This window comes from Streptomyces sp. WAC05292 (assembly GCF_003949955.1).
In the GTDB taxonomy this organism is placed as follows: Bacteria; Actinomycetota; Actinomycetes; order Streptomycetales; family Streptomycetaceae; genus Streptomyces; species Streptomyces globosus.
This window is the reverse complement of sequence record NZ_RPSE01000014.1, coordinates 21,986-46,359: the sequence shown is the minus strand read 5'-3', so window position 1 is coordinate 46,359 and position 24,374 is coordinate 21,986. Positions and strand designations below refer to the sequence as shown.

The following is a 24,374-nucleotide window of genomic DNA, read 5'->3' as shown; positions in this document are numbered from 1 at the left end:
ATCCCCGCCCCGGGGCCCTCCGAGGTCCCGCTGGACACACCCACCAGCGACCCCCGGATCCCGTACGAGCCGCAGCAGCCGTCACCCGCCCCCGCGCCGGGGCGGAAGTACCGCACGAGTGGTGGAGGTACGACCACGGCCTCGCGCGCGGTGGCCGAGCTCCAGGCGGAGCTGGCGGAGCTGGCCGCCGCCGAGCCGGGCGCCAGGGTCGAGATCACCTGGCGGGTCGTCGGCGGATGAGCAGCACTTCCACCACGGTCGCCGTCCGGCTGAACCTCGCGACCGTTACCCAGTACCTGTCGTCCCAGAGCTCTCTGACCGCTTCTCTGGCCGGGAGCGGCCGGCGCCGTGCCGTGCTGCTGCGCTCCGCGCCCCAGTGGGACGGCCCGGCCGAGCCCTCCTGGGGCGACGGGCTGGCCGCGCGCATCGCGGCCGCGCCGTCGCCGCTCGCCGTGCACGAACTGCTGCTGGATCACCTCGACGGCAGGGTGCCCGGGCCGGCCGTGCTCGTCGTCCTGACCGACCGCGAGCAGAACGAGCTCGACCCGGCCATCCTCGCGCGCGCCCACAAGAAGCGCGTCGACACGGTCGACAGCTGGGACGTGGTCCGCGACGCGTTCCGTGCCCAGCAGGTCGACCCGCGCCTCAAGGAATCCAACTGGGCCGCGGAGGCCCTGCTCGACGCCACCCCGCCGAAGGGAGGAGGCTGGCCGCCCGTCGCCGGCGGCATGCTCTCCCGGCGCACCGCACTGTCCTCCCTGGCCCTGCGCCGGCTACGACTGGGCCGGTACGACGAGGAGGCCGAATCCGCGGGCCGGACACCGACGGGGGACGCCCTGGACCCCCACGCCCTGTTCAGCTGGTCCCTGTCCGCCGGCGGACCCGGACTCTTCCTGAAGTTGCGCCGTCCGGAGCGCGACGGCCTTGCCGCGTTCCTCGGGGAAGAGGACCAGGCCGGCCTCGCCGGGCGGGCGCTCCTCGCGCTGGTCGAGGCCGACCACGGCGCGGACGCGGTGGCGTTCGGCCTTGTCTGCGCGGCGCTGTGGGTGCACTGCCGGCCGGATGCCTCCGCGTACAAGGCACGGGGCCGGGCCGAGCGCTGGTTCGGCGAACAGCCTCTCGCCAAGGGCGAGGAGCTGGATCTCCTCGTGTCCCGGTTCGGCCTCGCCGCCGAGGAGTACGTCGGCTCGCTCCTGACTTCCGCGGCGCGCGGTGCCGGTGGCGACACCGAGACCGCGCGCGAGGCCCGGCGGCTCAGCGACACCGTCCTGGACCGTGCTTCCGTACTGGTCCGCCAGTTCGGCGCGGAGGATGCCGCCGAGGCCAGCGCGCTGCTCGCAGCCGGCCTGGAGGCGCGCTTCGCAGCGGTGGGCCGAGCCCTGTCCGGCGGGCAGCCCCTCGTCATCGCCGATGCCGTACGCGCCCTCGGCGAGCACAGGCGGGCCGGCGGTCCGGACGTCCTGCCACGGGTCGAACGGGCACGGATGGCCCAGCGATTGGCGCAGTGGCTGGCCGGCGACCCGGCCGTCTCCTCCGCCACCGTCGCCGACGCGCTGCAACGGCACATCACGGAAACCGGGTGGGTGGACCGGGCGCTCGAACACATCGAAGCCGGCGGCGACCCCACCCCCGTCCTGAAGTCGGCGTACGACACGCTCGGCGAGCAGGTGCGCCTCAAACGACGCGAGATCGACGGCGAGTTCGCCCGCGCCCTGGCCGGCTGGACCTCCGCCGGCACCCGACCCGGCTCCATGCTGACGGTGGAGACCTTCCTGGACCGGGTCGTGAAGCCGGTGGTCCGCCGTGGGGCCGACCGCCGGGTGCTCCTGCTGGTCCTCGACGGGATGAGCGCTGCGATCGCCGGCGAGCTCGGTGAAGAACTGCGTTCCTCCTGGGCCGAGTACGACCCGCTGAACGAGGGTGCGCCACGCCGCCGTGCGATGGCCGCCGCCCTGCCCACGCTGACGACGGTCTGCCGTACGTCCCTGTTCGCGGGAAGGCTGACAAAGGGCACCCAGGCCGAGGAGAAGAAGCTCTTCCCCGCCCACGCCTTCTGGGACGGGGCCCCGGCCGCGGTCTTCCACAAGGACGAGCTCCGGGCCGAGGGCTCGGGCGACACCTTCGGGCCCGCACTCACCGAAGCCCTCGGTGACGGGCGGACGCACGTCGCGGTGGTTCTGAACACCATCGACGACCGCCTCGCCAAGGAGCAGAAGCTCGGCGACGGTGCCTGGCGCCTCGATGAGATAGGGCGGCTGCGCGATCTGCTGCGGGTCGCCGCCGCCCAGGGCATGGCCGTCATCCTCACCAGCGACCACGGCCACGTCGTGGACCGCCGCGATGTCAAGGTCAATGCCACGGCCCCGGACTCGGCACGGCACCGCGCCCCCGGCGGGCCTCTGGCGGACGCGGAAGTCGCGCTGTCGGGGCCTCGTGTGGTCTGGCCCGAGCCGGGCGGCTCGATCGTCGCCCTGTGGGACGCGGACTCGCGGTACAGCGCGCTCAAGGCGGGCTACCACGGGGGAGCATCCCTCAGCGAGTTCGCCATCCCCGTGCTCGCCTTCCTGCCGTTCGGCGCGAAGCCGCCCGAGGGCTGGCGTGAGCTGGGCGATCAGCGTCCGGCGTGGTGGTTCCTGGAGGAGCAGAAGCCGCTTCGGGCAGTCCCCCAGGCCTCTCCCTCGCCCGCTTCGCCGGAGAAGCCGAGTCGGCAGAAGCCGACGAAGGCGCAGGCCGAACTCGCCCAGACCCACGACTCGCTCTTCGACGTCTCTCTGGTTCCGGCGGCCGAAGGCGAGGGTGCCCTGGTCACACCCGTCCTGGTCGCACCGGACGAGGCACTCGTCACGGCGCTGCTCGCGTCCGAGGCCTTCCAGGACCAGGTCGGGCTACTGGCCCGCAAGCCTCCGTTGGACAAGCTGGAAAAGGCGATACTGGCGCTCCTGGAGGCCGGCGGCACCCTGCCCGTGACGGCTGTGGCGCAGCGCGTCGGCTACCCGGCCACCCGTGCGGACGGCTTTGCCGCAGTGCTGCGTCAGGTCCTGAACTACGACGGAGTGCAGGTCCTGCAGACCCTGCCGGACGGACGGACGCTCCGTCTCGACAGGGGTCTGCTGCAACTGCAGTTCGGGGTCTGAGGCGGTGGCTCAGCCGGCGTAGTCACGCAGCAGGGTGGTGAAGGCCGTCAGCTCCCGCATCGACTCGAGGGGCAAAGGTTCCGCGTCGAAATGAGCGATGCGGTTCCGGACATCCTTCACGCGTTGCAGGTGACGGACGAACTGGCCGCGGTCCAGGTACTCACACTGGAGCGCGGCCCAGTTGAGGTCCGCCTGTTGCGCCATGGTCTGCTTCTTCTGCTCGCCGTTGAGGAGGTAGACGTAGTCACCGAACGCCAGGTCCTCGACCCTGCCCGAGCGGTGCTCCGGCTTCTTGTTCGTCTGGACCGCCTTGATTGCCTCTTCACTGAGCTTGGCCCCCAGCCACCGGCGGAGGAGGGATTCGATCTCGCCGAGCAGGAAGAAGGGGCGGGCAGCGCTCTCGAAGCGGCCGACCACGTGGGCCTGCGTCACGATGCCGGACAGGCTTCCGTCCTCGCCCCGGACCAGAAGGTAGCCGTGCTCCGACAGCATCGGCAGGCACGCGAAGAACTCCTGCCGCGCATCGGCCAGCGGCAGAGACTCCTGCTGCATGGCGTTCTCCAGGCTGCTCTCCTTCCCCCGCTCGTACATGAGAGCCAGTGAGCGCCACGTGATGACGCCGTGGATCGTTGTCATGCCCGTCGTGACCGGTATCTGGGCATAGCCTCGCTGGCGCATCAGGTACGTCGCCTGGGACAGCTCCGTGGTGAGGGACACACACCGCACCCCGCCACGGGCGGACGGCAGGTCACCGATGCGGAGCCGCTGAGGCAGAGCGGCCGACGGGAGTGGATCCCGCTCCGCCGTGTCGGCTTCGTCGGCCTCGGGCACGGATTGCACGGCCGTGGCGAAAGGGACGACCTGGACCCGCTCGCCCGGAGCGCAGGTGGCGAAGTCGGGCAGGGTGGCGAGCCCCGCATCGGTCAGTGCTTCCGCGATCTCGTGCACGTTCCACGGCCGGCGCACCCGCACGCCGAACAGGTCCAGCAGCTCCCCGAGGGGTACCTCCGTGCCCTTGAGCGCCAGGAGCTGTTCGGTGCTCGGCTTCTGGTTCACTTGACCGCCTTGCCGTCGGTCATGTCGCGCAGGATCGTCCGCTTGCCCATGGCTGCGTACACCATGTCCTCGAGCTGCTTGGCCCGCGCGGCGTAGAACGCCTCGTAGTCGTTGTTCCTCAGGAAGTACGGATCGATCAGATGCGTCGCGATGACGTCGTCGAACCACTCACGGCGCATGTCGGAGGCAGCGGCGAGCGAGTCGAGGTAGCTACCGGGTGCGCCGGTGAGGGCCTGAGCCGCACGCAGGGACAGCGGGGTCTTGTTGACGATGGAGTTGGCAGGGGGGATCTTGGCCCCGTCCCGGTTCCGGCGCACCCAGGCCCGGGGGAAGATGTGCCGGACGTCCACGCCGTACTCGTCCATCAGGCTGGGCTTCAGCGGCGCGTCCGTGTAGTGCCAGTCCACCGCGCCCTGCTTGATGAGCAGCGCATAGATTCCCTTGTAGGCGGCGCTGTTCCGCGTGGTGAGCGTGTCCAGCCGCTCCGGGAAGAAGTAGGCGTCGGTGACGGTCTCCGGTGCGGGCCCCTCGCGCCGGACCCATGCCACCAGTTGTTCGACGTCCCGTGTGAAGCGGGTCTCGGTGGAGCCGCCGTACATCTCCCCGAGCACGCCGCACCAGTACCACTGCGTGATCATGTCTTCCGCGCCGAGCCTGTCGGTGGCCTCCCCGAGGATGGCCCTGACCGCGGCGAGGGGTACCAGCTGGGTGCGGTAGGGCAGCTCGGCGGCGCGCACGATGCACTGCCTCTCGAGGAAGGCACCGGCCCAGGTGAACGCCTGGGCAAGCCGCGGCGCGAGCGACTCGAAGTCCGCCAGGGGGAGCTCCAGGAGGTCGCGGCGCTTGCAGGAGACGCCGGTGCCCAGGCCGTCCTGCTTCCGGGACCACGTGCGGACCAGTGCCACGGCCTGCAGGAAATCGCTGCTGCTCAGTCCGTCGTCGATGCCCGCCTCGAGCCGTCCGAACACAGGGTGGCGGCCGGCCAGGTCTTCCTTGATCGCCCGCCAGACCTGCGGCAGCTGGTAGTAGTCTCCGGTCCGTTCGCGGTAGGCCCGGTCACCGGCGTAGGTCGCCGTCAGGAGCTCGAACACGTTGAGGGGAACGCCCCCCGTGTTCACCCGCTCGAAGACGGCGCACACCGCGTCCATGGAGGTGGAGGCCGCCAGTTTGATCATGGGTACCTGGAAGGAGCGCACGGGCTCCAGGACCTGCTCCTCGAAGCGGCTCCACCGGTCGAAATGGCCGTCGTCCATCTTCTCGTACGCTCGTCGCCAGGCATTCACCTTGGCGGTGTCGAAGACGATGCTCAGGGGGAAGAGTCCGGCAGCGCACTCGCCTTCGGCAGTGGTCAAGTCGTGGACGACGCTTCGGGCGAAGTTGGAACGCTGGACCTTGTCCTCCGGTACGGACACGATGGCCTCGTCGCGGTCCGCGGGCGAGCCGATGGCGTTCTTGATGTCCACGTAGTACCAGCGCCTGACAGGGTTGCCACGCGCATCGGTCGTCTCGACAGGACTGTCCTGGAACAGAGCTTGGAACAGCGAGGTGAGACGCTGCTGTCCGTCGAGGAGCAGCAGGCTGGGCGCCGCCTCCTCCGCCACCTGCGCGCCGGTGAGGGCACGGGCACGGAACGGTGAGTCGCCCCCCGTCTCCAGCGTCATCACCACGCCCAGGGGGTAGTCGAGCGTCACCGTCGCAACAATGGCTCGAATTCGATCGTCATCCCACTTCCAGTCCCGCTGGAAGTCGGGCAGTTGGAGCGAGCCTGACGCCACATCCGTCAGGAGCGCCTTGAGTTTCACATTGTCGAGTCCTGCCACGTGCCCGTTCCCCACCCTCGCAGTGCTGCGCGTTCTTCACGCGGGCGGCGATTAGACCAATCACGCGACACTGAGGTCAACGAGATCGGCCGCACCAGTAGTCGACTTCGGCCAACCGCTGGACGCCCCCGGAATGGGACACTGATGGGGTGAGTACCGCTGCTTCCTCCCGTCCCTCCCCGGCCAGCGCGGCGCGGCGCCGTGCGGTGATCGACGCCTTGCGCCGAGGCGCTGTTCCCGAAAGCGGGCTCGACCTCCTGGCCACCGGCCTGGACCGGTTCGAGGCGGCACTCGATTCCGAGCTCGACGCGGTCGCCTCCGGGTCTTCGGTGTTCAAGGCCGTCCGCGGAGAGTACGGATCGGGCAAGACCTTCTTCACCCGATGGCTGGGTGAACGGGCCAAGCGGAGGGGCTTCGCGCTGGCGGAGATCCAGATCTCCGAGACGGAGACCCCCCTCCACAAGCTGGAGACCGTCTACCGGCGTCTGACCGAGCGGCTCACCACCACGAGCTTTCCCCCGAGCGCGCTCCGGCCGGTCGTGGACTCGTGGTTCTACACCCTGGAAGAGGACGCCCTCGCGGACGGCGCCGACGAGGAAGCGCTCCCGCAGGCGGTCGAGAAACTGCTGACGGCACGACTGGCCGAGGTGTCGCGGCACGCTCCCTCGTTCGCCACGGCGCTGCGCGGCTACAAGTCGGCCCTCGCCGGAGGCGACGAGGCGACAGCGGCGGCCGTGCTGGCCTGGCTGGGCGGCCAGCCGCACGTGGCTGCGGCCGCGCGACGCTCTGCCGGAGTCCGCGGCGACCTCGATCATTTCGGGGCCTTGGGCTTCCTGCAGGGCCTCCTGACCGTGCTGCGCGATTCCGGGCACAACGGCCTGTTCGTCGTCCTGGACGAGGTCGAGACCCTGCAGCGGGTCCGTTCGGACGCCCGGGACAAGGCGTTGAACGCCCTTCGGCAGCTCATCGACGAGGTGCACTCCGGCCGGTTCCCCGGCCTCTATCTCCTGATCACCGGAACTCCTGCGTTCTACGACGGGCAGCAGGGGGTTCAGCGGCTCGCTCCCCTCGCCCAGCGCCTCGCCACCGATTTCACCACCGACCCCCGCTTCGACAACCCTCGTGCGGTCCAAGTGCGGCTGCCGGGCTTCACCCACGAGTCGCTGGTCGGCCTAGGAGTGACCATCCGGGACCTGTATGCGGAGAGTGCCTCCTCACCGGAACGCGTGAAGTCACTCGCCGACGACGCCTACGTTGCCGACCTCGCGCGCGCGGTGGGCGGAGCTCTCGGGGGGAAGGCAGGAGTGGCGCCCCGGCTGTTCCTCAAGAAACTGGTCGGTGACGTGCTGGACCGAGTCGACCAGTTCGAGGACTTCGACCCGCGCCGGCACTACCGGCTGACTGTGACGACCAGCGAACTCACGGACGTGGAGCGCAATTTCGCGGCATCCGGATCAGCCGACGACATCGACCTGGACATGTGATGGGTGCAGTCCCGGCGGGTGGGACAGGGTCCGCCCACACCAGCCCCCACCCAGACGGCACGGATCCCGTCGACCGGCTCGATCCCGTCATCCTCCACCATGTCGTGAACACGCTCGGCTGGCCCGACCTGCGGCCTCTGCAGCGGGCCGCGATCGACCCCCTCATGGACGGCGAAGACGCAGTGCTGCTCGCCCCCACCGCGGGCGGCAAGACAGAGGCGGCGTGCCTGCCGATCCTGTCGGCGATGTCCCACCAGCGCTGGTCCGGCACGTCCGTTCTTTACCTGTGCCCGCTCAAAGCGCTCCTCAACAACCTGGTCACCCGTGTCGACTCCTACGCCCAGTGGCTTGGCCGCCGGGCCGAGCTGTGGCACGGAGACACCAAGGAGTCTCAGCGCAGGCGCATCCGTACGGATGCACCCGACATCCTCCTCACCACTCCTGAGTCCCTCGAGGCCATGCTCATCGGGGTCAAGACCGACCACGCCCGTCTCCTGGGCGGGATCCGGGCAGTCGTGGTGGACGAGGTGCACGCGTTCGCCGGCGACGACCGAGGCTGGCACCTCCTCGCCGTGCTCGAGCGTCTGGAGCAGGTCACGGGGCACCCCATCCAGCGGATCGGCCTCTCTGCGACGGTCGGAAACCCTCGGCAACTGCTCACCTGGCTCCAGGGCTCCGGTGCGGGTAAGCGTCCGGGGCGGGTCGTCGCCCCCGACCTCACCCCGACCCCGGCTGCGGCCCCGACCGCGGCCGCCACGGGCGGGAGTCTTCGGCCGCCGGGCGAGGTGGAACTGGACTACGTAGGGTCCCTCGACAACGCGTCCAAGTTGATCGCGGCCCTGCACCGGGGGGAGAAGCGGCTCGTGTTCTGCGAGTCCAGGCGCCAGGTGGAGGAGCTGGGAGCAGCCCTGCGGGCACGCGAAGTGACGGTGTTCCTCTCGCACGCCTCCCTCTCGGCCGAGGAGAGAGCCCGTTCGGAACAGGCTTTCGCCGAAGCACGCGACTGCGTCATCGTCTCCACCTCCACACTGGAGCTGGGCATCGACGTGGGCGACCTGGACCGCGTCATCCAGATCGACTCGCCCCGCACCGTGGCCTCCTTCCTCCAGCGCATCGGCCGTACCGGCCGGCGCCCGGGGACCACCCGCAACTGCCTGTTCCTCGCCACCGGCAAGGACACCCTGCTGCAAGCCGCCGCCCTGCTGCTCCTCTGGGGGCGCGGTTGGGTCGAACCGGTCACACCCCCTCCGGAGCCTCGCCACCTCGTGGCGCAGCAGTTGCTCGCCGCCACGCTTCAGCGGCACCGCATCGGCGACCAGTCGTGGCAAGGCATGTGGAACGGACTGGCTCCGTTCGACCGGTCGGCTTCCCCCATCCTGCGCCACCTGGTGAACGAGGGGTTCCTCGATGAGGACGGCGGCATGCTCTTCATCGGTCCTGAGGCGGAGCGCCGATTCGGCCGGCGTCACTTCATCGAGTTGACCGCTTCGTTCACCGCTCCCCCGCAGTTCACGGTGCTGTCGGGCCGTACCGAGATCGGGCAGACGGACCCTTCCGTGTTGACGGAGGAACGGCCGGGCCCTCGTCGATTGCTGCTCGGTGGGCGCAGCTGGCAGGTGACGTTCATCGACTGGGGGCGCAAGCGGGCCTTCGTCGAGCCGGCCGATGGTGGCGGTGTCGCCAAATGGACGGGCGGGTCGCTCGCCGGCCTCTCGTATGCTCTGACCCGGTCGATGCGCGACGTGCTGCTCGGAGCAGACCCGCTGGTCTCTCTCACCCGTCGGGCCCAGACGTGCCTGACCGAGTGGCGCGAGGAGGATGCGCCTCACATCACCGATTCCGACGGCTCTCTGATCACCCGCCTGGGGACGGATGTGCGGTGGTGGACGTGGGCCGGCTACCGGGCGAACGCGACGCTCGCCGCCACACTTCCGTCCATCAGTGACCCCGTCCAACGGCCGACGGACTGCTATGTGCGGTTGCGAGAAGACCTGACACCCGGCATGTGGCGAGTGGCTCGTGCAGATGCTGACGGCGGAAACGCACTGGTCCTGCCCGATGTCGACCGCCGGGCGGTACACGGCCTGAAGTTCTCGGCAGCGCTACCCCACCGACTCGCGATGGCCACCGTTGCCGCACGACTGGCCGACTTCGACGGAGCGGGCACGATTCTGCGCGGCCCGGTCCGTTTCCATACCGAATCCCTCACATGAGGGGTCCCAAGGTCTTGACACTGGCAATACCTGACGTGCCCGCATCAAGACGCCATGCAGGGCGGGCAACCAGCCGATGCGACGACAAGTTGATCGTCAACGAGAGACCTGCGGCACGGTCGATGTCCCACGATCGGGCCGATCCGGGCGGGGCCGAGCTTGCGGCCGGTCCACAGGCGGCAGACGTGGGCTTCGATCCCGGCCGGTCTGCGGTGTGGGGTCGTGGCCGGCCTGCTCGGCCGGTCCTGGAGGCCGGCCTCACCCTCCGCCCGCCAGCGGCGAACCCATTTGTGGGCCGTGGGCCTCGATATGCCCATCTCGGCCGCCACGTGCGCGACAGGACGGCCCGCTAGAACGCGTTCGACCAGGATCCGCCTGCCGTGAACGGTCAGCCGGGCTTTACGGTGGGACACGAAGACCTCCGTGTGCGGTGAAGCCTAGACACCTCCACCACACCGGAGGTCTTCGCCGTGATCAAGACCCCGCCCTGTTAACAACGCTCGTGATCAGTACACCTAGCCGAGTTGCGGCTGCGGGCTGGGCTGCAACCAGCGAAGCCAATCCCTTCATGCACCCAGAAGACGTTGCACTTCCAGGGCAGCAAACGGCATGACCCCTCCTCCACAGCCGTGTGGAGGAGGGGTCATGTCGGTCAACTTCTACCGGCTACCACATGCCGGGTGCGGCGTACCAGGAGGCGCGTACGCCGTCGAAGCCGCCGTCCGGGCGGCTGGTCAGGGTGAAGGCCCTGGTGTCGCCGGCAGCGTAGTTGTACGTCATGACGATGTCGGCCCGGCCGTCGCCGTCGGTGTCCCCGGAGACCGGGGCACCGCTGCTGCTGGCCCACCAGTTGCCGTCGCCGGACTTCCAGCTGGCCAGGGGCGCGTTGAAGCCGCCGTCCGGCTTGGCCGTGAAGGTGTGCGTGCCGGTGGCGCCGCTGTAGTCGTAGACGATGGCCACGTCGCCGCGGCCGTCTCCGTTGTAGTCCCCGCCGGTGGACTCGATGCGGGCCGACTGGAAGGCCTGCGCCGTCGCGGACCAGGACTTGAAGGGAGCTTCGAAACCGCCGTCGGCCTTCGCCCTGAAGGTCCACAGTGCGGTCTCGACCGTGCCGTTGAAGTACACGGCGGCGATGTCGGAGCGGCCGTCGCCGTTGGAGTCGACGACGTTGTACTGCGCGGAGGCGTTGTACCACCCGCTCGTCGAGCGCCAGCTGTCGAGCCCCGCGTTGAAGGTACCGTCCGCCTTGCTCGTGTACGTGGTCGTCGCGGTCACTCCGCTGCCGTGGTCGTGGACGACGGCCACATCGGCGCGCTTGTCGCCGTTGAAGTCTCCGGCAAGGAATGCCGCCTTGCTCCAGTCCCATTTGCCTGTAGGAATCTGCAGGGGGGTGCGGGAAGCGGTGAAGCGTCCGTCGGGCGTGCCGAACCATGTGAAGACGCTGTTGCGTCCGTCGCCGTAGTCGTACAGAGCGGCGATGTCGGCGCGCTTGTCCCCGTTGAAGTCGCCCGCGGCCCACCTTGCCCGGGCGGCGTCGAAGTTGCGGGTGCCGCTGTTCCACGCCTCGCGGGGCTCGGCGATGCCGCCGTCGGGCTTGGCATCGAGGACGTACAGCCCGGTCGTGTCGTTGCCGTAGTCATAAACCGTGATCAGATCACTGCGCTTGTCGCCGTTGACGTCGCCGCCCACTTCGGTGCGCAGGTGAGTGGTGCGGTCGTTCGGCTTGTGCGCGATCGCCGTGTGGCTGTACTGGTTCCAGGAGATGTAGCCCCCTTCGAAGTCGGTGCGGATGGAGGCGTTGTGCGTGGGGTACTCCGCCGAGGTCGGGAATCCGAGCCAGCCGTTCACCCAGTTCTCGGCCGCGTACTTGTCGCGGTTGGCGTTGCTGACGGGCCATGCACCCGTGGCCGCGCTGTAGACGAAGGTGGTGTTCGGTTCCGTGGCACCGACCGACTTGAAGTTCTGGTGCTCACCGGCCTTGGGGCCGAGAGGAGCCTGATCGCCCACGGGGAAGCCGTAGGTGGCGAATCCGCCGTGCTTGAGGAACGACTCGTAGATCGCTCCCCGCACCGATTGGGCGCTGGTGGCCCAGCTGAAGTAGATGGCGCCCTTCGCACCGTCCTTGGAGAAGGTGCTCACCCAGCCCGTCGCATTGGGGGTGGGTGTCTCATCGGAGGTGGGATAGCCCATGACGCCGGCTTCGCGGTTCATCAGGGACCATTTCTGGCGAATGCCGCCCTGGATGGACCAGGCGCCCGTGTCGGGGCTCCAGTAGATCGAGCGGTCCTCCTCACCGGTGGAGTTCTTCAGGTGGATGTATCGGCCCCTCTTGTCAGGTGTGACGACAGGGTCGGAGGTGGGATGGCCGTAGGCGAGACCGCCGAGTGCCTTGAACTTGGCCAGGAGGGGTCCGCAGAGGCTGCGCTTACCGCCGGTGTGGGTGCCCTCGACGGTCTCGCACTCGTTCCAGGACGTACTGATCTTGACGAGGAGGCGCGGGCCTCCGAAGGCGGATCCGTTCTGCATCGCCCGGCCCGGGAACTCGTACAGCAGTCCGTCGGTGCTCAAGGCGTAGAGGTCGGCAAAGCCGTCGCCCTCGAAGTCCCCATTGCTTGACGGTAGTGGGTAGGCACCGGCAGGGATGGTGCCGAGGGAGGCCGAGCGGACTGCCGCGTCGCCGAAGACGGTGAGGTCCGCGCTGACTGCGCCAAACTCGTCCGTGGCCTTGCGGCTGGTGTACTGGTGGATCTTGCCCGTGGTCGTGTCCGTGGCCCATATTTCAGAGAGGCCATCATTGTTGAGGTCGCCCGGGACGGACAGGGTCATGTTGCGCCAGTCGGTGTTGCCCAGCGCAATGGCGTCGCCGAAGTTGTCCAGGTAAGGGTTTTCGCGGGAGCCGTGGAAGAGGTAGAGCTCTGCACCCCTCCGGATGAGGAGATCCGGGTAGTCCTCCCCGTCCAGTACCCCATCGGAGTTGTCGTCATTGGTACTGGCGATGGACAGTGCTTGGTCGGCTTGTGCCCACAGGGCCCGATTGGCCGGGTTGAAGGCATCGAGTTCCGAAGCATTCGAGTTGGCGCGCAGTCGGCCAGAGCCGTCGTTCTTGTAGAGCCAGAGCTCCTTCTCTTGGGGGTCCTCCGCACTGGGGCGCAGGGCGATGAGGTCTTCGTAGTGGTCTTCGGTGTTCCAGCTGCCGCGGTGGGTGATGACGGAACCCGCGAACGAGGTCTGCGCAGCCTGGACACCGGCCCCGAGGGTGCCGCCGGTCGCGCCGTCCCGCTGCCACGGGTAGGTTCGCAGGATCCCTGTACTCGGGTCCACCGACCACAGGTCGACGGTACCGTCGCCGTTGAGGTCACCTGGCTTGTCCGGACCGGGGGTGCGTTCGGGTTGGAAGAGGTAGGCGTACTGGTCGGACTGGTTGCCGGCCGCGTCGACGCTGCGGACGTAGAGGTACTGCGGCCCTGCACTGTAGGGCTTGAAGGTCACAGGCTCCGACTTGCCTCCCTTCTTCACCGCTTTGACCTCGCGGAAGGTGCTGTCTTGGTCGGACCACCACACGAAGCCGGTCACGTCGTCCACGCCGTTCGGGTCGAAGACGAAGGTGCCGTTGGTGCGGGCCGGGCTGCTGGGCTTGCCACTGCCGACGGGCGGGAACTCGGCTGAACTGACAGACGGCAGCTCAGCGGGACGGGACTGGTCGACGGTGAAGACACACTGCTCGGACTCCGGGCTGTTGGCGGTCCAGTCCGTGGCGGATACCTTCCACCAGTAGGTCCCGTTCAGGGTTGCAGCATTGATCCGGACCATCGCGATGCCGTCGCTGCTGACGTCGGCGTGCTGCGATCCGGATGCCGCGGCACCGGCCTTGCCCCACTGAAAGTAGGCACGGAGGTTGGTGTCCTCATCGTCGTACACTCGGGCACGGAGCTCGACCTCGCTGGTCAGGCCAAAGACGCCGCCCGTGCAGGGTACAGAGGGGTTGGTCTTGAGGTCTGAGGGCTTGGCCGGTGCCGTGTTGTAGCGCGTGGAGATGCGGGCCGAGTTCGGGTCGAACTTGCGCCAGGACGTGTCCACGGCGTTGGAGACGGAGCGCAGACCGAAAGACCAGGTGCCCCAGTTATTGGCCGCGGCCTTGCTTACAGCGGGCAGGACGTCGAATTCGATCAGCCCATCGCTGGCGTTGGGGCAGTTGCGGCCGCCGAAGGACTGCCCAGAGCGGTCCACGGTTCCCTTGCTAGCCGGTTGACGGTTCCAGGTGATGTTGTTGGGGAGGTCACGGCCGATGTCGAAGAGCTCGACGTCGCCGGAGTTGCAAGACCAGGAGCCGGCGTGCACCTGCTTGATGCGCATGACGGATTCCAGGATCTGCTTGCCCTGGAAGTTGCCGGTGCCTACCCGGAAGTAGGAGTTGCCCCAGGCGGTGTTCCCGTGATCGTCCTTGGCGACGCCGACACGGGCGAACTCCTTCATGGTCGACCCTCCGTTCCAGAAAACCGTGTCGGCGCTGCCGCTGACCCCGGTGTTCTTGTAGGCGAGGGACCAGGCGTTGCGTACCGAGTCGGGAGCCCACTTCGGATCGATGACCACGGGGAAGACAGTGTGGGGCGACTTCAGCAGAGCGGTGTCCGTCCTCAGGGACAGTGTCTCGCCACGCAGCTCGACCCCCAGATCGGCCTGCTTGGACCCCTCAGTCGCGCCAGACAGTACGTCGTCCAGCGGCCGCGGGACAGATGGTGTCGCTGCGTCGGGCGCCGGTGCGGCCAGGATCCGGGCGCCGGCATCACCCTGGGCGGCGGCGGACTTCACCACCGCCGTGTTCGCCCGGGGCGCCTGCTCAGCAAGTCCCGACGCCCCGGCCGTCTGTGAAGCGGAGGAGTCCCACATGGCCGGTTCGGGTGTCGAGAAGACGGAGCGGCCCGTCGGGTCGACGGCACGCAGCCGTCCGTCCGTCTCGGCCTTGACCGTCAGCCCATTGGCCTTGAGACCGAAGTCGACCTTTGCGAGGGCGGGATTCTTGGCCGCCTCGGCGGACTTGACGACCAGTGAGTGACTGAAAGAGTCCGCGGTCACCTTGACCGCGAGATCGACACCTGGCAGCACCTCCGGGTACAGGGCGGTGTCCCCGGAGAGTTCCGGGGCGGGCAGCCTGCCCGGCCATGTCAGCTGAAGCTCGCGCCCGTTCTCGCGCATGACAGCGAGCGGTCCACTGCCACCGCCGGAGAAGGACACGTCCGTACGGGCCGCCTTCGGGGCGATCCGGCCCGGCGCCTTCTTCTGCAGGGTGGGATCGACGGGCACGAGGACGGAGCCCTGACGCACCCGGACCGGGAAGAGCGCCCGGTCCAGAGTCATGGTGCCGTCGGGGTTGGCGTAGAGCTCATCGATCTCGGTACGTCCGCTGGCGACTTCGACGCGCTTACCCGACTTCTTCGCAGACTTCTTCGCCGACTCGGTTTCCCTGGCCAGCCGGACGTCAATAGCGGAATTATCTACTCCACTTTTCCCTTGCGGCGCCGATGCGGCGAGTGCTGCGGGGGTCGCCAACGCCGCACCGCCCACCAGAGTGGCAGATATCACAACGGAGATCGCCCTCAGACGTCGCCACCGGGGCGCGCCGAGTGGGCTTTCTGGCTGCTTCACTTGATTCCTTCACTAGCGTCGACTTGTACATCTGGCGCAGCAATAAACGGCCCCCACGGGTAGAGGGGGACGGACCTGACCTGCACCTTGTCCGAAATGTAACTTTGATTCTTTATGTTCACTTTACCAAGTCGTGAGGGGCTCGTCGCCCTGATTGATCTCCGTAGTTAACGCTCTGGTAGTACTACACGACGTCACTTTTGGTTCTGACAAGGAGGTACGCTTGAAACTGCCCCGTTCGCTTCCCCATAGGGGGAAACGACACAAAAGCCGGACGGGAGGGATTCCGGCAATCCGGCCAGGATGGACCGCTTCCGCCGTCGCCACCGCACTGCTGGTGACTGGGCTTCCCGCGATCGCCTCGAATGCCTCGGCCGCTACTCTGCCCGGCACGCAGAAGCTTGCGAACGTTCCCGGCAGGAATCTCTCCGTGTCCACCGCCAAGGCCTCGGAAAAGGCCGTCGCGCCCAAGCGGATGTGGAAGAGCGCGCCTGCCGTCGAACTCCCCAAGCCTGGCGGGACACAAGTCCAACTGCCGACAAGGGGCGGGCACACGCCCCCGGCGGCGCCCGGCGCCAGAGTCTCGCACTTCCTTGCACCGCCGGCGCCGCAGATACCCGTCGGCAAGCTGCCAGTGAAGGTGCAAGCCGCACCGAAGCCGACCGACCCCGCGCCGACCTCCGTCTCGGCCAAAATCGAGGTCAAGAACGAGGCGGCGGCCAAGTCTCTCGGCATCGACGGTGTGGTCATGGCAGTCAAGCCTGCAGACGCCGCATCCGCGTCCGTTCCCCTGTCCGTGGAGCTGGACTACACGAGGTTCCGGAACGCATTCGGGGGCGGCTGGGGTTCGCGTCTGCAGATGGTCGAGCTTCCCGCATGCGCTCTGACGTCGCCGACGAAGCCCGAGTGCCAGAAGCGCACACCTGTCGCCTCGAAGAACGACCCGGTCGCCGGGACGGTCACGGCCACCCTGTCCGCGGCCGCTCAACCGCGATCGGCATCGGCAGCGCCGACGGTGCTCGCAGCAACGGCCGGAGCGAGCGGCAGCAGTGGCAGCTTCACCGCGACCTCGCTGAGCCCGTCGGGCTCCTGGGAGGCCGGCGGCAACTCCGGAGGGTTCTCGTGGAGCTATCCGATGGAGATCCCCGGCGCCCTCGGCGGTCCGGCCCCCTCCCTCGGGCTTAGCTACTCCTCGGCAGCGGTCGACGGACGCACCTCTGCAACCTCGGGCCAGTCGTCCTGGGCCGGAGACGGCTGGGACCTCGGAACAGGCAGCAACTTCATCGAGCACAGCTTCGTGCCGTGTGCCGAAGACAAAAAGGCCGGCTCGGGGTTCAACAACCCCAAGCAAATCACCGGTGACCTGTGCCAGGGCGCGCCGATGATGACGATGTCCCTGAACGGCTCCTCCACACCGCTCGTCCTCCACGACGGCGACCCGCAGAAGAAGACATGGCGGCCGGCACAGGATGACGGATCCCGGGTGGAGCTGCTGGACGGCACCACCAACGGTGACACCGGCGGCCAGCACTGGCGCGTCACCAACCCCCAGGGAGTCCAGTACTACTTCGGCCTCAACCGGCTTCCGGGATGGGCCAAGGGCAAGACGGAGACCAACTCCACTTGGACCGTGCCCGTCTACGGCAACCACCCTGGCGAGGCCTGCCACAAGGCCTCGTACGCCGAGTCGGTCTGCAACCAGGCCTGGCGCTGGAACCTCGACTACGTGGTCGATCCGCACGGCAACGCCATGACCTACTGGTACGCCAAGGAGCGGAACCACTACGGCTCCAACGTCCAGGAGGACGGCAAGACGACCGCCCGGGCGTACGACCGCGGTGGCTGGCTCCAGCACGTGGACTACGGCCTGCGCTCGGACAACCTCTTCACCCTGTCGCCCGCGCGCGTCGACTTCACCGTCGCCGAACGCTGCGTCAAGACGAAGGACTTCGACTGCGCCGAGGGCAAGCTCGTCGACGGCGCGAAGTGGGAGGTCACCCGGAACTGGCCGGACGTACCCGCCGACCAGATCTGCGATGCCGGCAAGGAGTGCAAGGACCGCTACACGCCGACCTTCTTCAGCCGCAAACGGCTGACGGAGGTAACGACGAGCGTCCTCAAGGCCGACAAGCACGACCCGGTCGACACCTGGGAGCTCACCCAGGATTTCCGCCCCACCGGTGATGGCGGCGTCGCCCTCGAGTACCCGATGTGGCTGTCCCAGCTCCGGCATATCGGCAAGAACGGCGACGGCGACGACATTCCCATGCCTCCCGTGGTCTTCGACGGCGTGCAGTTGGAGAACCGGGTCGACAACAACGAGGACGGCAGTCCGCCGTTCCTGCGCTGGCGCGTCGAGAAGATCCGCACCGAGACCGGAGCGGTCATCGCGGTCAGGTACGCGCCCACCGAGTGCAGCACGAAGGAACCGAAGAAGCTCCCTGCTTCTCCGGAAACCAACACCCTCCGGTGCTACCCGGTGGTCAAGGAGATCCCGGACCCCCAAGACCCCAAGGGAGAGAAGAAGCTCTACGTCACCGACTGGTTCCACAAGCACCGCGTGGACCAGGTCCGGGACGAGCACCCGAACGGCATCTCTCCGACCAAGGAGACGAACTACCAGTACCTCGACGCCCCGGCCTGGGCCTACGACAACGAGTCGGAGCAACTCAAGGAGCCGGCGCGGACCTGGTCGCAGTGGAGGGGGTACGGCCACGTCCGGACCCTGGTGGGTGTCGCCCCGGACAAGCGCTCCCAGGTCGACTCGGTATTCTTCCGCGGCATGGACGGTGACAAGGCCCCGTCCCAGCCGGGAGGCAAGCGCTCCGTCAAGATCAAGGACTCCGAAGGCGGGGAGATAGCCGACCACAGGCTGTTCGCCGGGCAGGTCCGCGAGACGCGGTACTACGCGGGCGAGGGCGAGGCGCTCGAATCCGCTTCGCTGTCGACACCCGGTATCTCCGGCCCCACAGCCACCCGCAAGCGGGCTGACGGGGCGGCACCACTCGAAGCCTGGGTCGCCAGCGTCGCCCAGGTCAGATCCCGCACCGTCCTCTCGGACAACCGCGGGCAGCGCCGTACCGCCGTGGAGCACTCCTACGACAGCCGCGGCAGGATCAAGCAGACCACCAGCCGTGGCGACCTAGCCGTCACCACGGACGACACCTGCACCACGTACGAGTACCACGAGGACGCCGCCAAGTGGATGCTGGCCTACACGAAGCGTGTCGAGACCGTCGCCAAGGCATGTGACGCCAAGGACATCTCCCGTCCAGCGGACGTCATAGCCGACGAAGTCTCACAGTTCGACGCTGAAGGCAACACGGTCCGCACCGAATCCCTGGACTCCTATGAGGGCGGCACACCCAAGTACGTCCTGCAGGGAACGGCCACCTACGACGTCCACGGACGACCTGTCACACAGACGGACGTCCACGGAGCCACGGCGAGGACCGAATACACCCCGGCGGCCGGCGGAGTGGTCACCAAGGTCACCACCACCAACCCGCTCGGCCACGTCTCCATCACCGAGATGGACGCCGGCCGCAGCCTCCCGCTGGCCAAGGAGGACGCCAACAAGCGCCGGACCTCGATGCAGTACGACGCGCTCGGCCGCCTGGTGAAGGCGTGGTCCCCGGACCGCAACCCCGCCACCATGATTCCGGACGCACAGTTCTCGTACGACATTCGCCCCGACTCCAGTGACGCGCCCGTCGTCATCACGAACAAGTACCTCCTGGAGAGCGGCAACTACCGCACCCGGTACGACCTCTACGACGGCTCACTGCGGATTCGACAGACCCAGCAGCAGGCACTCGACAAGGGCCGGGTGATCACCGACACGTTCTACGACAGCCGCGGCCAGGTCCGAATGGAGAACGGCGGCTACTACAACGACCAGGACCCGTCCGAGCGGATGTGGCTTCCGGTCGAGAGCAAGATCCCCTCCTCCAGCCGCACCGAATACGATGGCATGGGCCGGCCGGTCGCCACCATCGCGCAGAGGAACGGGCAGGAGACCTGGCGTACGACCACCTCCTACGGAGGTGACTGGATCGCCGTCGACCCCCCTCAGGGCGACACGCCGACCAAGTCCCTCATCGACGCGCAGGGACGCAAGACCGAACTCCAGCAGTTCAACGGCGACGCGCCGACGGGCGCCCCGGCGAACACCATCAGGTACAGCTACACCCCCAAGGGCCAGCTCGACTCGGTGACCGACCAAGGTGGCAACGTCTGGTCCTTCAAGTACGACCTGCGCGGCCGCATGTACGAGTCGAGCGACCCCGACAAGGGAGTGTCGAAGACCTCGTACGGAATCGGTGACCGCGTCACATCCACCACTGACAGCCGCAACAACACCACCGCCTACGCGTACGACATCCTCGGCCGGCCGACCGCCGCACATGAAGGTTCGCTCCAAGGGCGCAAGCTCACCGAGCAGACGTACGACACGATCCCCGGCGCACTGGGCCTCGCCGTCTCCAGCACACGCTACGACGAGAACGGCAACGCGTACACGCAGGCCGTCACCGGCTACGACAGCGAGTACCGACCCCTCGGCAGCAAGGTCATCATCCCTGCGAACGAGGGCAAGCTGGCAGGCACTTACACCTATTCCAACACCTACAGCAAGACCGTCGGACTGCCGACCTCGACCTTGTTCCCGGCAGCAGGCGGCCTGCCCGCCGACCGCGTCGCGAACGCTTACAACGGACTCGACATGCCGGTGAACACATCGGTCAATGGTCGAGCGTTCCTGACGAGTTCCGAGTTCACCCCGCTGGGCGACCTCGTCCGCACCAACGTCGGGGACGCAAACAAGCAGATCGTCTCAACGTACGAGTTCGACGAGCAGACCCGGCGTGTGAAGCGGACCTACCACTCACAGCAGACAGGGACCACCGGATACAGCCAGATCAGCGACGTCCGTACGACATACGACCCCACCGGCAACATCCTCAAGATCACTGACCTGCGGGACGGCGCGGCCGGTACGGCGGACACCCAGTGCTTCGCCTACGACTACCTGCGCCGAATGAACGACGCCTGGACCGCGACGGACGACTGTGCCGCCAAGCCCGGCGCCGGCGGCCCCGCAGCCCTGCCCAAGGTGGGCGGCCCCGACCCGTACTGGGACTCGTACACCTTCGACGCAGTCGGCAACCGCAAGACCGAGATCAAACACGATGTGACGGGAGACGCCACAAAGGACGTCACGCGCACCTACACCTACCCGACCTCAGGCCCGGCCAAGAACCAGCTCCTCAAGGTCGACACCTCCGGCCCTGGCGGCACGCGCACCGAGAAGTACGCGTACGACGCCGCCGGCAACACCACCCAGCGCACTGTCCAGGGTGACACTCAGAACTTCGAGTGGGATCGTGACGGCCGGCTGAAGAAGGTGTCCCCGGCGTCGGGAGACGCGGCAAAGGACACCGAGTACTTCTACGACGCGGCCGGCAACCGGCTCCTCCGGCGCGATCCCACCGGAACAACGCTGTACCTGCCGGGCACTGAAATCCACGTGTCCAAGGCCACCGGAGCGGTGAAGGGGACGCGCTACTACTCCTCCCCCAACGGACCGGTCATGGTCCGCGTCGCCGAGGCAGGCAAAACCACCACCTCCTACCTGCTGGCCGACCACAACGGTTCGGCGACGACCTCGGTCGACGCCGCTACACAGGCAGTCACGCGACGCAAGTTCACGCCCTTCGGTGACATCCGCGGTACGAAGCCGTCCGTGTGGCCGGGGCAGAAGGGTTTCGTAGGCGGAACCATCGACGACTCGACAGGCCTCACCCACCTAGGGGCCCGCGAGTACGACCCGGCACTTGGCAGGTTCATCTCGGTCGATCCGAAGATGGACATGGCCGAGTCCCAGACGATGAACCCCTACGCCTACGCCAACAACAGCCCCATCACCTTCAGCGACCCATCGGGCGAGTTCTGGGGCTCGATGCTGAGGTGGGTCGCCGACATTGTCGGCTCGGTATACGGCATGTCCGCGGATCAGGTACTCCGTCTCACGGGCTGGGGCCGCTACGCCTCCGGCGGCAGTGCCGCAACGCCTGCTCCAGCCAAGCCGAAACCGACGGTTTCCAAGGAAGACGTCGACCGGGCGCAGAAAATCAAACAGCAGTCCAAGATGGACGTCGCCATCAGCATCGCCAAGGAGGTGGCGATAGGCATCACCGGCTGGGAGGACATCGCCGACTGTATCGGCGGAAACAAGAAGACCTGCCTCATGCTGGCCGGCGAACAGCTGCTCGGCGTGCTGGGCAAGGGCAAGCGCATCATCAAGGCGTTGGACCGCGCATGGACCATGTTCAACAAGTGGAAGGACGAAGTCTCCTGGGCAACCGGACTCCTCAAACGCTCCGACGACGACGCCAAGGCCATGGCCAAATACCAGGAGGACATGGCGGCATGGCAGAAGCAAGCCGACGCATCAGCAGCCGCAAAGAAGGCAGATGACGTAGAGGCGCCTGCCGCAAGACAAGCCGACAACGGAGGAAGCGGAGGTGACGGCAGCGGATGCATCACCAACAGCTTCACTCCGGAAACTCCGGTCCTCATGGCAGACGGAACGACCCAGGAAATCGGAGAGCTCGAGGTCGGAGACCAAGTCCTTGCGACGGACCCCGAAACGGGAGAATCCGGAGCGAAGGAAGTAGCTGCGACGATCACTGGCGAGGGAGCTAAACACCTCGTCAAGATCACCGTCGACGTGGACGGCGACGCGGGCACCGCAACGGCGGACGTTACCGCCACTGACGGCCACCCATTCTGGGCGCCCGAACTCCGCACATGGCTGGACGCGACGAAGCTGCAGCCGGGCACGTGGCTCCAGACAGGTGCCGGTACGCGTGTCCAGGTAACGGCGGTCAAGCGGTGGACCCAGCAGGCCCGCGTCAACAACCTGACCGTCGAGGGCATCCACACGTACCATGTGGTGGCCGCCACAGCGTCTGTTCTCGTTCATAATTGCAAGACCGACGCGCAACTGCAGGCCGACGCGGATGCCATCCATAAGACGTGGGAGACGCGTTACGGCAAGCAGGCCTACGACGGGACCACGGTGGTGACAGCGATCCTGGACGGGGAACTGGTCTACACCGTGAACAAGAACCGGACCAATCCCGACGCTCGAAAGATAGCGGAATCTCTTGGGTACAGGAGAATCACGGGTGCCAAGTTCAAGACAGCCACTAGTAATCATGCCGAACAGATCCTGCTGAACGCGGTGGATCAGAACGCGGTTGGATCCTCAGGTAAAATGGCGATATCCCGACGCCCTTGCGATATCAATGGGGGCCCCAAGGCACAGTTCTGTGGGGCGCGAATAGGGAACGGGAAGTATCCAGGTATCCGAGTGGTAGGGACCTCGGGAGTCGGTACCGGTTAGCGAATAGGAGACTGAATTGTTGCTGTGGGATCAGGAGATGGAGTTCTTCGAGGCGCGTCTGCAGGAGATTCGGCCGACGCGAAGGCTGGAAATGGCCGTCGAGGTCCTGGATTGGACTTTCGAGTCCTTTGGTTCGATCGAAACGGATGACGTTCGGGAATACATTGAGACCGCCCTGCGCATCGGACGGGACGGAGTGGCTGCTCACCACGAGAAGCTCGAGCTCCCGGACGATATGCTCGAAGGGTTCGGGGAGGTCGAAGAGAATGCGGACGAGTCGGGCACTTCACATCTCCTGTCTGCGATCCTCGCCTGCAGTGAGGCCCCCGGCGGATTGACGGGCGAAGTCCTTTATGGCGTACTTTCGTTCTGCTATGAGGGAATTCTCGACCGGGAGGAAATTCCGGAGTGGACCTTGGAGTCGGAGGCGGCCAACCGAAAGTGCGTCGCCGCCATCGAGTTCCAGAAAAGCAAGATCTCGGAATATCTGAACCACGCCCATTAATGCTGTCCGTCCAATCCGAGGGACCAAGGCGGCCCTGCGGCGAGAAAGGCCCCGAACTTTGAGGATGCCGAAGGGTAATCCGGGGTCTGCGTGACGTCGGCCTTCAAGACCTGGTTGTGGTCTTGAAGGCCGACGTTGCCGTTTGGGGAGGGCGCGGGTGTTCATGCAGCCGAGGGAGCCGGGGGAGTGCCGGGCGAGACGGTGCGGGTGGCCAGGGCGGCTTTCCCGAAGGAGAGCCCGGCGATCCGGCTCCGGGACGAGCTGAGAGTGCTATTCACCGACGAGCAGTTCGCCGCCCTGTTTCCTGTCAGGGGCAGGCCCGCGTGGTCGCTGGGCCGGCTGGCGCTGATGTCGGTGATGTCGGTGATGTAGCGGTACGCGGTCGTGGTGCCGACGCCGAATCGGGCCGCGAGCTGGGCATGGATGTGTCCGTCCGCATATGGGCGAGGGTGGCCAGGGCCCGGCGGCCGGCGGTCAGGCGCCGCCACCGGGAGCCGATCGCGCGGCGGTGCCGCCGCAACTCCTGGGCGAGGAAGCGAAGGGCGGAGCTAGACACGTCGACGCCCGACGTAGACAAGCCCGTGAAGGTTCTAGTGGAGACGGTGTTCTTGGCCGAAAACCCATCTACCATCGGCTTCACCCGTCTGTCAGCCCAACTGCTGGACTTCAGAACCAGGTTGGAAAAAGCCATGGTGAGGCTGCGGCAGCAGCGGGTGGGCACCGGCCTGAGCAGCAGCTCGGGTCGCAACCTCACCAGTGGAGTAACGGAACGGTTTCCTCGACCTGCGGGCTCCGCAGTGCGATCCGCTCCCTATTGTCCAGCACCACCGCCGCCGGGTCCTCAGCCGTCTCATCAGCTCACGGAACCGGCGGCGGAACGCCGCACGGGCCGCGCGCATCTTCCACTACAATCACAGAACGTAACGAAAGAACAGGAAGCCGGCTCGGCGGCCAAGCGGCTTTGTACCCAACCGCCCTCAAGGAGCGAGAAGCCTCTCCGCCATCATGCTGAACAGGCTCAGGAGACGATCCTTCACTGCTGATTACCTGTCAGGCTTTGCTGATGATCTGTCAATAAATTGGCCGGTGGGGCGTCAAATGAGCATCAAGA

Annotated in this window: 9 protein-coding genes and 3 pseudogenes; 7 read left to right on the top strand and 5 right to left on the bottom strand. The window is 67.2% G+C overall.

Annotated features, from left to right (window positions below; all coding sequences use genetic code 11):
- The coding region (locus EF903_RS03370; RefSeq protein WP_148142500.1) for a hypothetical protein at positions 1-240 on the top strand (240 nt) is incomplete at its 5' end.
- A complete protein-coding gene (gene pglZ, locus EF903_RS03365) occupies positions 237-3,134 on the top strand; it encodes a BREX-2 system phosphatase PglZ (protein ID WP_125541083.1) in 2,898 nt (965 codons plus the stop codon). The genes EF903_RS03370 and pglZ, both read left to right, overlap by 4 nt.
- Before the next feature lie 9 nt (positions 3,135-3,143).
- On the opposite strand, the gene EF903_RS03360 is transcribed toward pglZ, so the two are convergent.
- Together EF903_RS03360 and EF903_RS03355 are read right to left on the bottom strand one after the other, a co-directional pair.
- Entirely contained in the window at positions 3,144-4,190 is a 1,047-nt protein-coding gene (locus tag EF903_RS03360; protein ID WP_125541082.1) for a CBS domain-containing protein, read from the bottom strand.
- Positions 4,187-6,010: a DUF262 domain-containing protein gene (locus EF903_RS03355; RefSeq protein WP_125541081.1), complete on the bottom strand. Its 1,824-nt coding sequence runs from the start codon at positions 6,008-6,010 to the stop codon at positions 4,187-4,189. The genes EF903_RS03360 and EF903_RS03355 overlap by 4 nt, the downstream gene beginning before the upstream one ends.
- 149 nt (positions 6,011-6,159) lie before the next feature.
- Between EF903_RS03355 and brxD the strand changes: the two genes are divergently transcribed.
- Together brxD and EF903_RS03345 are read left to right on the top strand one after the other, a co-directional pair.
- A complete protein-coding gene (gene brxD / locus EF903_RS03350) occupies positions 6,160-7,494 on the top strand; it encodes a BREX system ATP-binding protein BrxD (protein ID WP_125541080.1) in 1,335 nt (444 codons plus the stop codon).
- A complete protein-coding gene (locus EF903_RS03345; protein ID WP_125541079.1) occupies positions 7,494-9,707 on the top strand; it encodes a DEAD/DEAH box helicase in 2,214 nt (737 codons plus the stop codon). The genes brxD and EF903_RS03345 overlap by 1 nt, the downstream gene beginning before the upstream one ends.
- 125 nt (positions 9,708-9,832) lie before the next feature.
- Here EF903_RS03345 and EF903_RS03340 read toward each other — a convergent pair.
- A pseudogene (locus EF903_RS03340) lies at positions 9,833-10,120 on the bottom strand (helix-turn-helix domain-containing protein); the annotation flags it as partial.
- 253 nt (positions 10,121-10,373) lie between these two features.
- Complete coding sequence (locus EF903_RS03335; protein WP_125541078.1) at positions 10,374-15,350, bottom strand: FG-GAP-like repeat-containing protein; 4,977 nt, start codon at positions 15,348-15,350, stop codon at positions 10,374-10,376.
- A 430-nt stretch (positions 15,351-15,780) separates the two neighbouring features.
- Here EF903_RS03335 and EF903_RS03330 point away from each other — a divergent pair, with 430 nt between their 5' ends.
- The 3 genes and pseudogenes from EF903_RS03330 to EF903_RS03320 all read left to right on the top strand — a co-directional run.
- On the top strand, positions 15,781-22,758 hold the full coding sequence (locus EF903_RS03330) for an RHS repeat-associated core domain-containing protein (RefSeq protein WP_125541077.1): 6,978 nt from the start codon (positions 15,781-15,783) through the stop codon (positions 22,756-22,758).
- A 37-nt stretch (positions 22,759-22,795) separates the two neighbouring features.
- Positions 22,796-23,263, top strand: coding sequence for a hypothetical protein (locus EF903_RS03325; protein WP_125541076.1), 468 nt, complete (start codon positions 22,796-22,798; stop codon positions 23,261-23,263).
- 135 nt (positions 23,264-23,398) lie between these two features.
- Positions 23,399-23,623 (top strand): annotated as a pseudogene (locus tag EF903_RS03320) (hypothetical protein); the annotation flags it as partial.
- On the opposite strand, the pseudogene EF903_RS34965 reads toward EF903_RS03320, so the two are convergent.
- A pseudogene (locus EF903_RS34965) lies at positions 23,602-23,894 on the bottom strand (transposase family protein); the annotation flags it as partial. The pseudogenes EF903_RS03320 and EF903_RS34965 sit on opposite strands and share 22 nt — an antisense overlap.
- Between the last annotated feature and the right edge of the window lie 480 nt (positions 23,895-24,374).

Excerpts from the sequence above, each read along its gene's own strand:
- pglZ (WP_125541083.1), top strand. The coding sequence starts at position 237 with ATGAGCAGCACTTCCACCACGGTCGCCGTCCGGCTGAACCTCGCGACC.
- EF903_RS03345 (WP_125541079.1), top strand. The coding sequence starts at position 7,494 with ATGGGTGCAGTCCCGGCGGGTGGGACAGGGTCCGCCCACACCAGCCCC.
- EF903_RS03325 (WP_125541076.1), top strand. The coding sequence starts at position 22,796 with ATGGAGTTCTTCGAGGCGCGTCTGCAGGAGATTCGGCCGACGCGAAGG.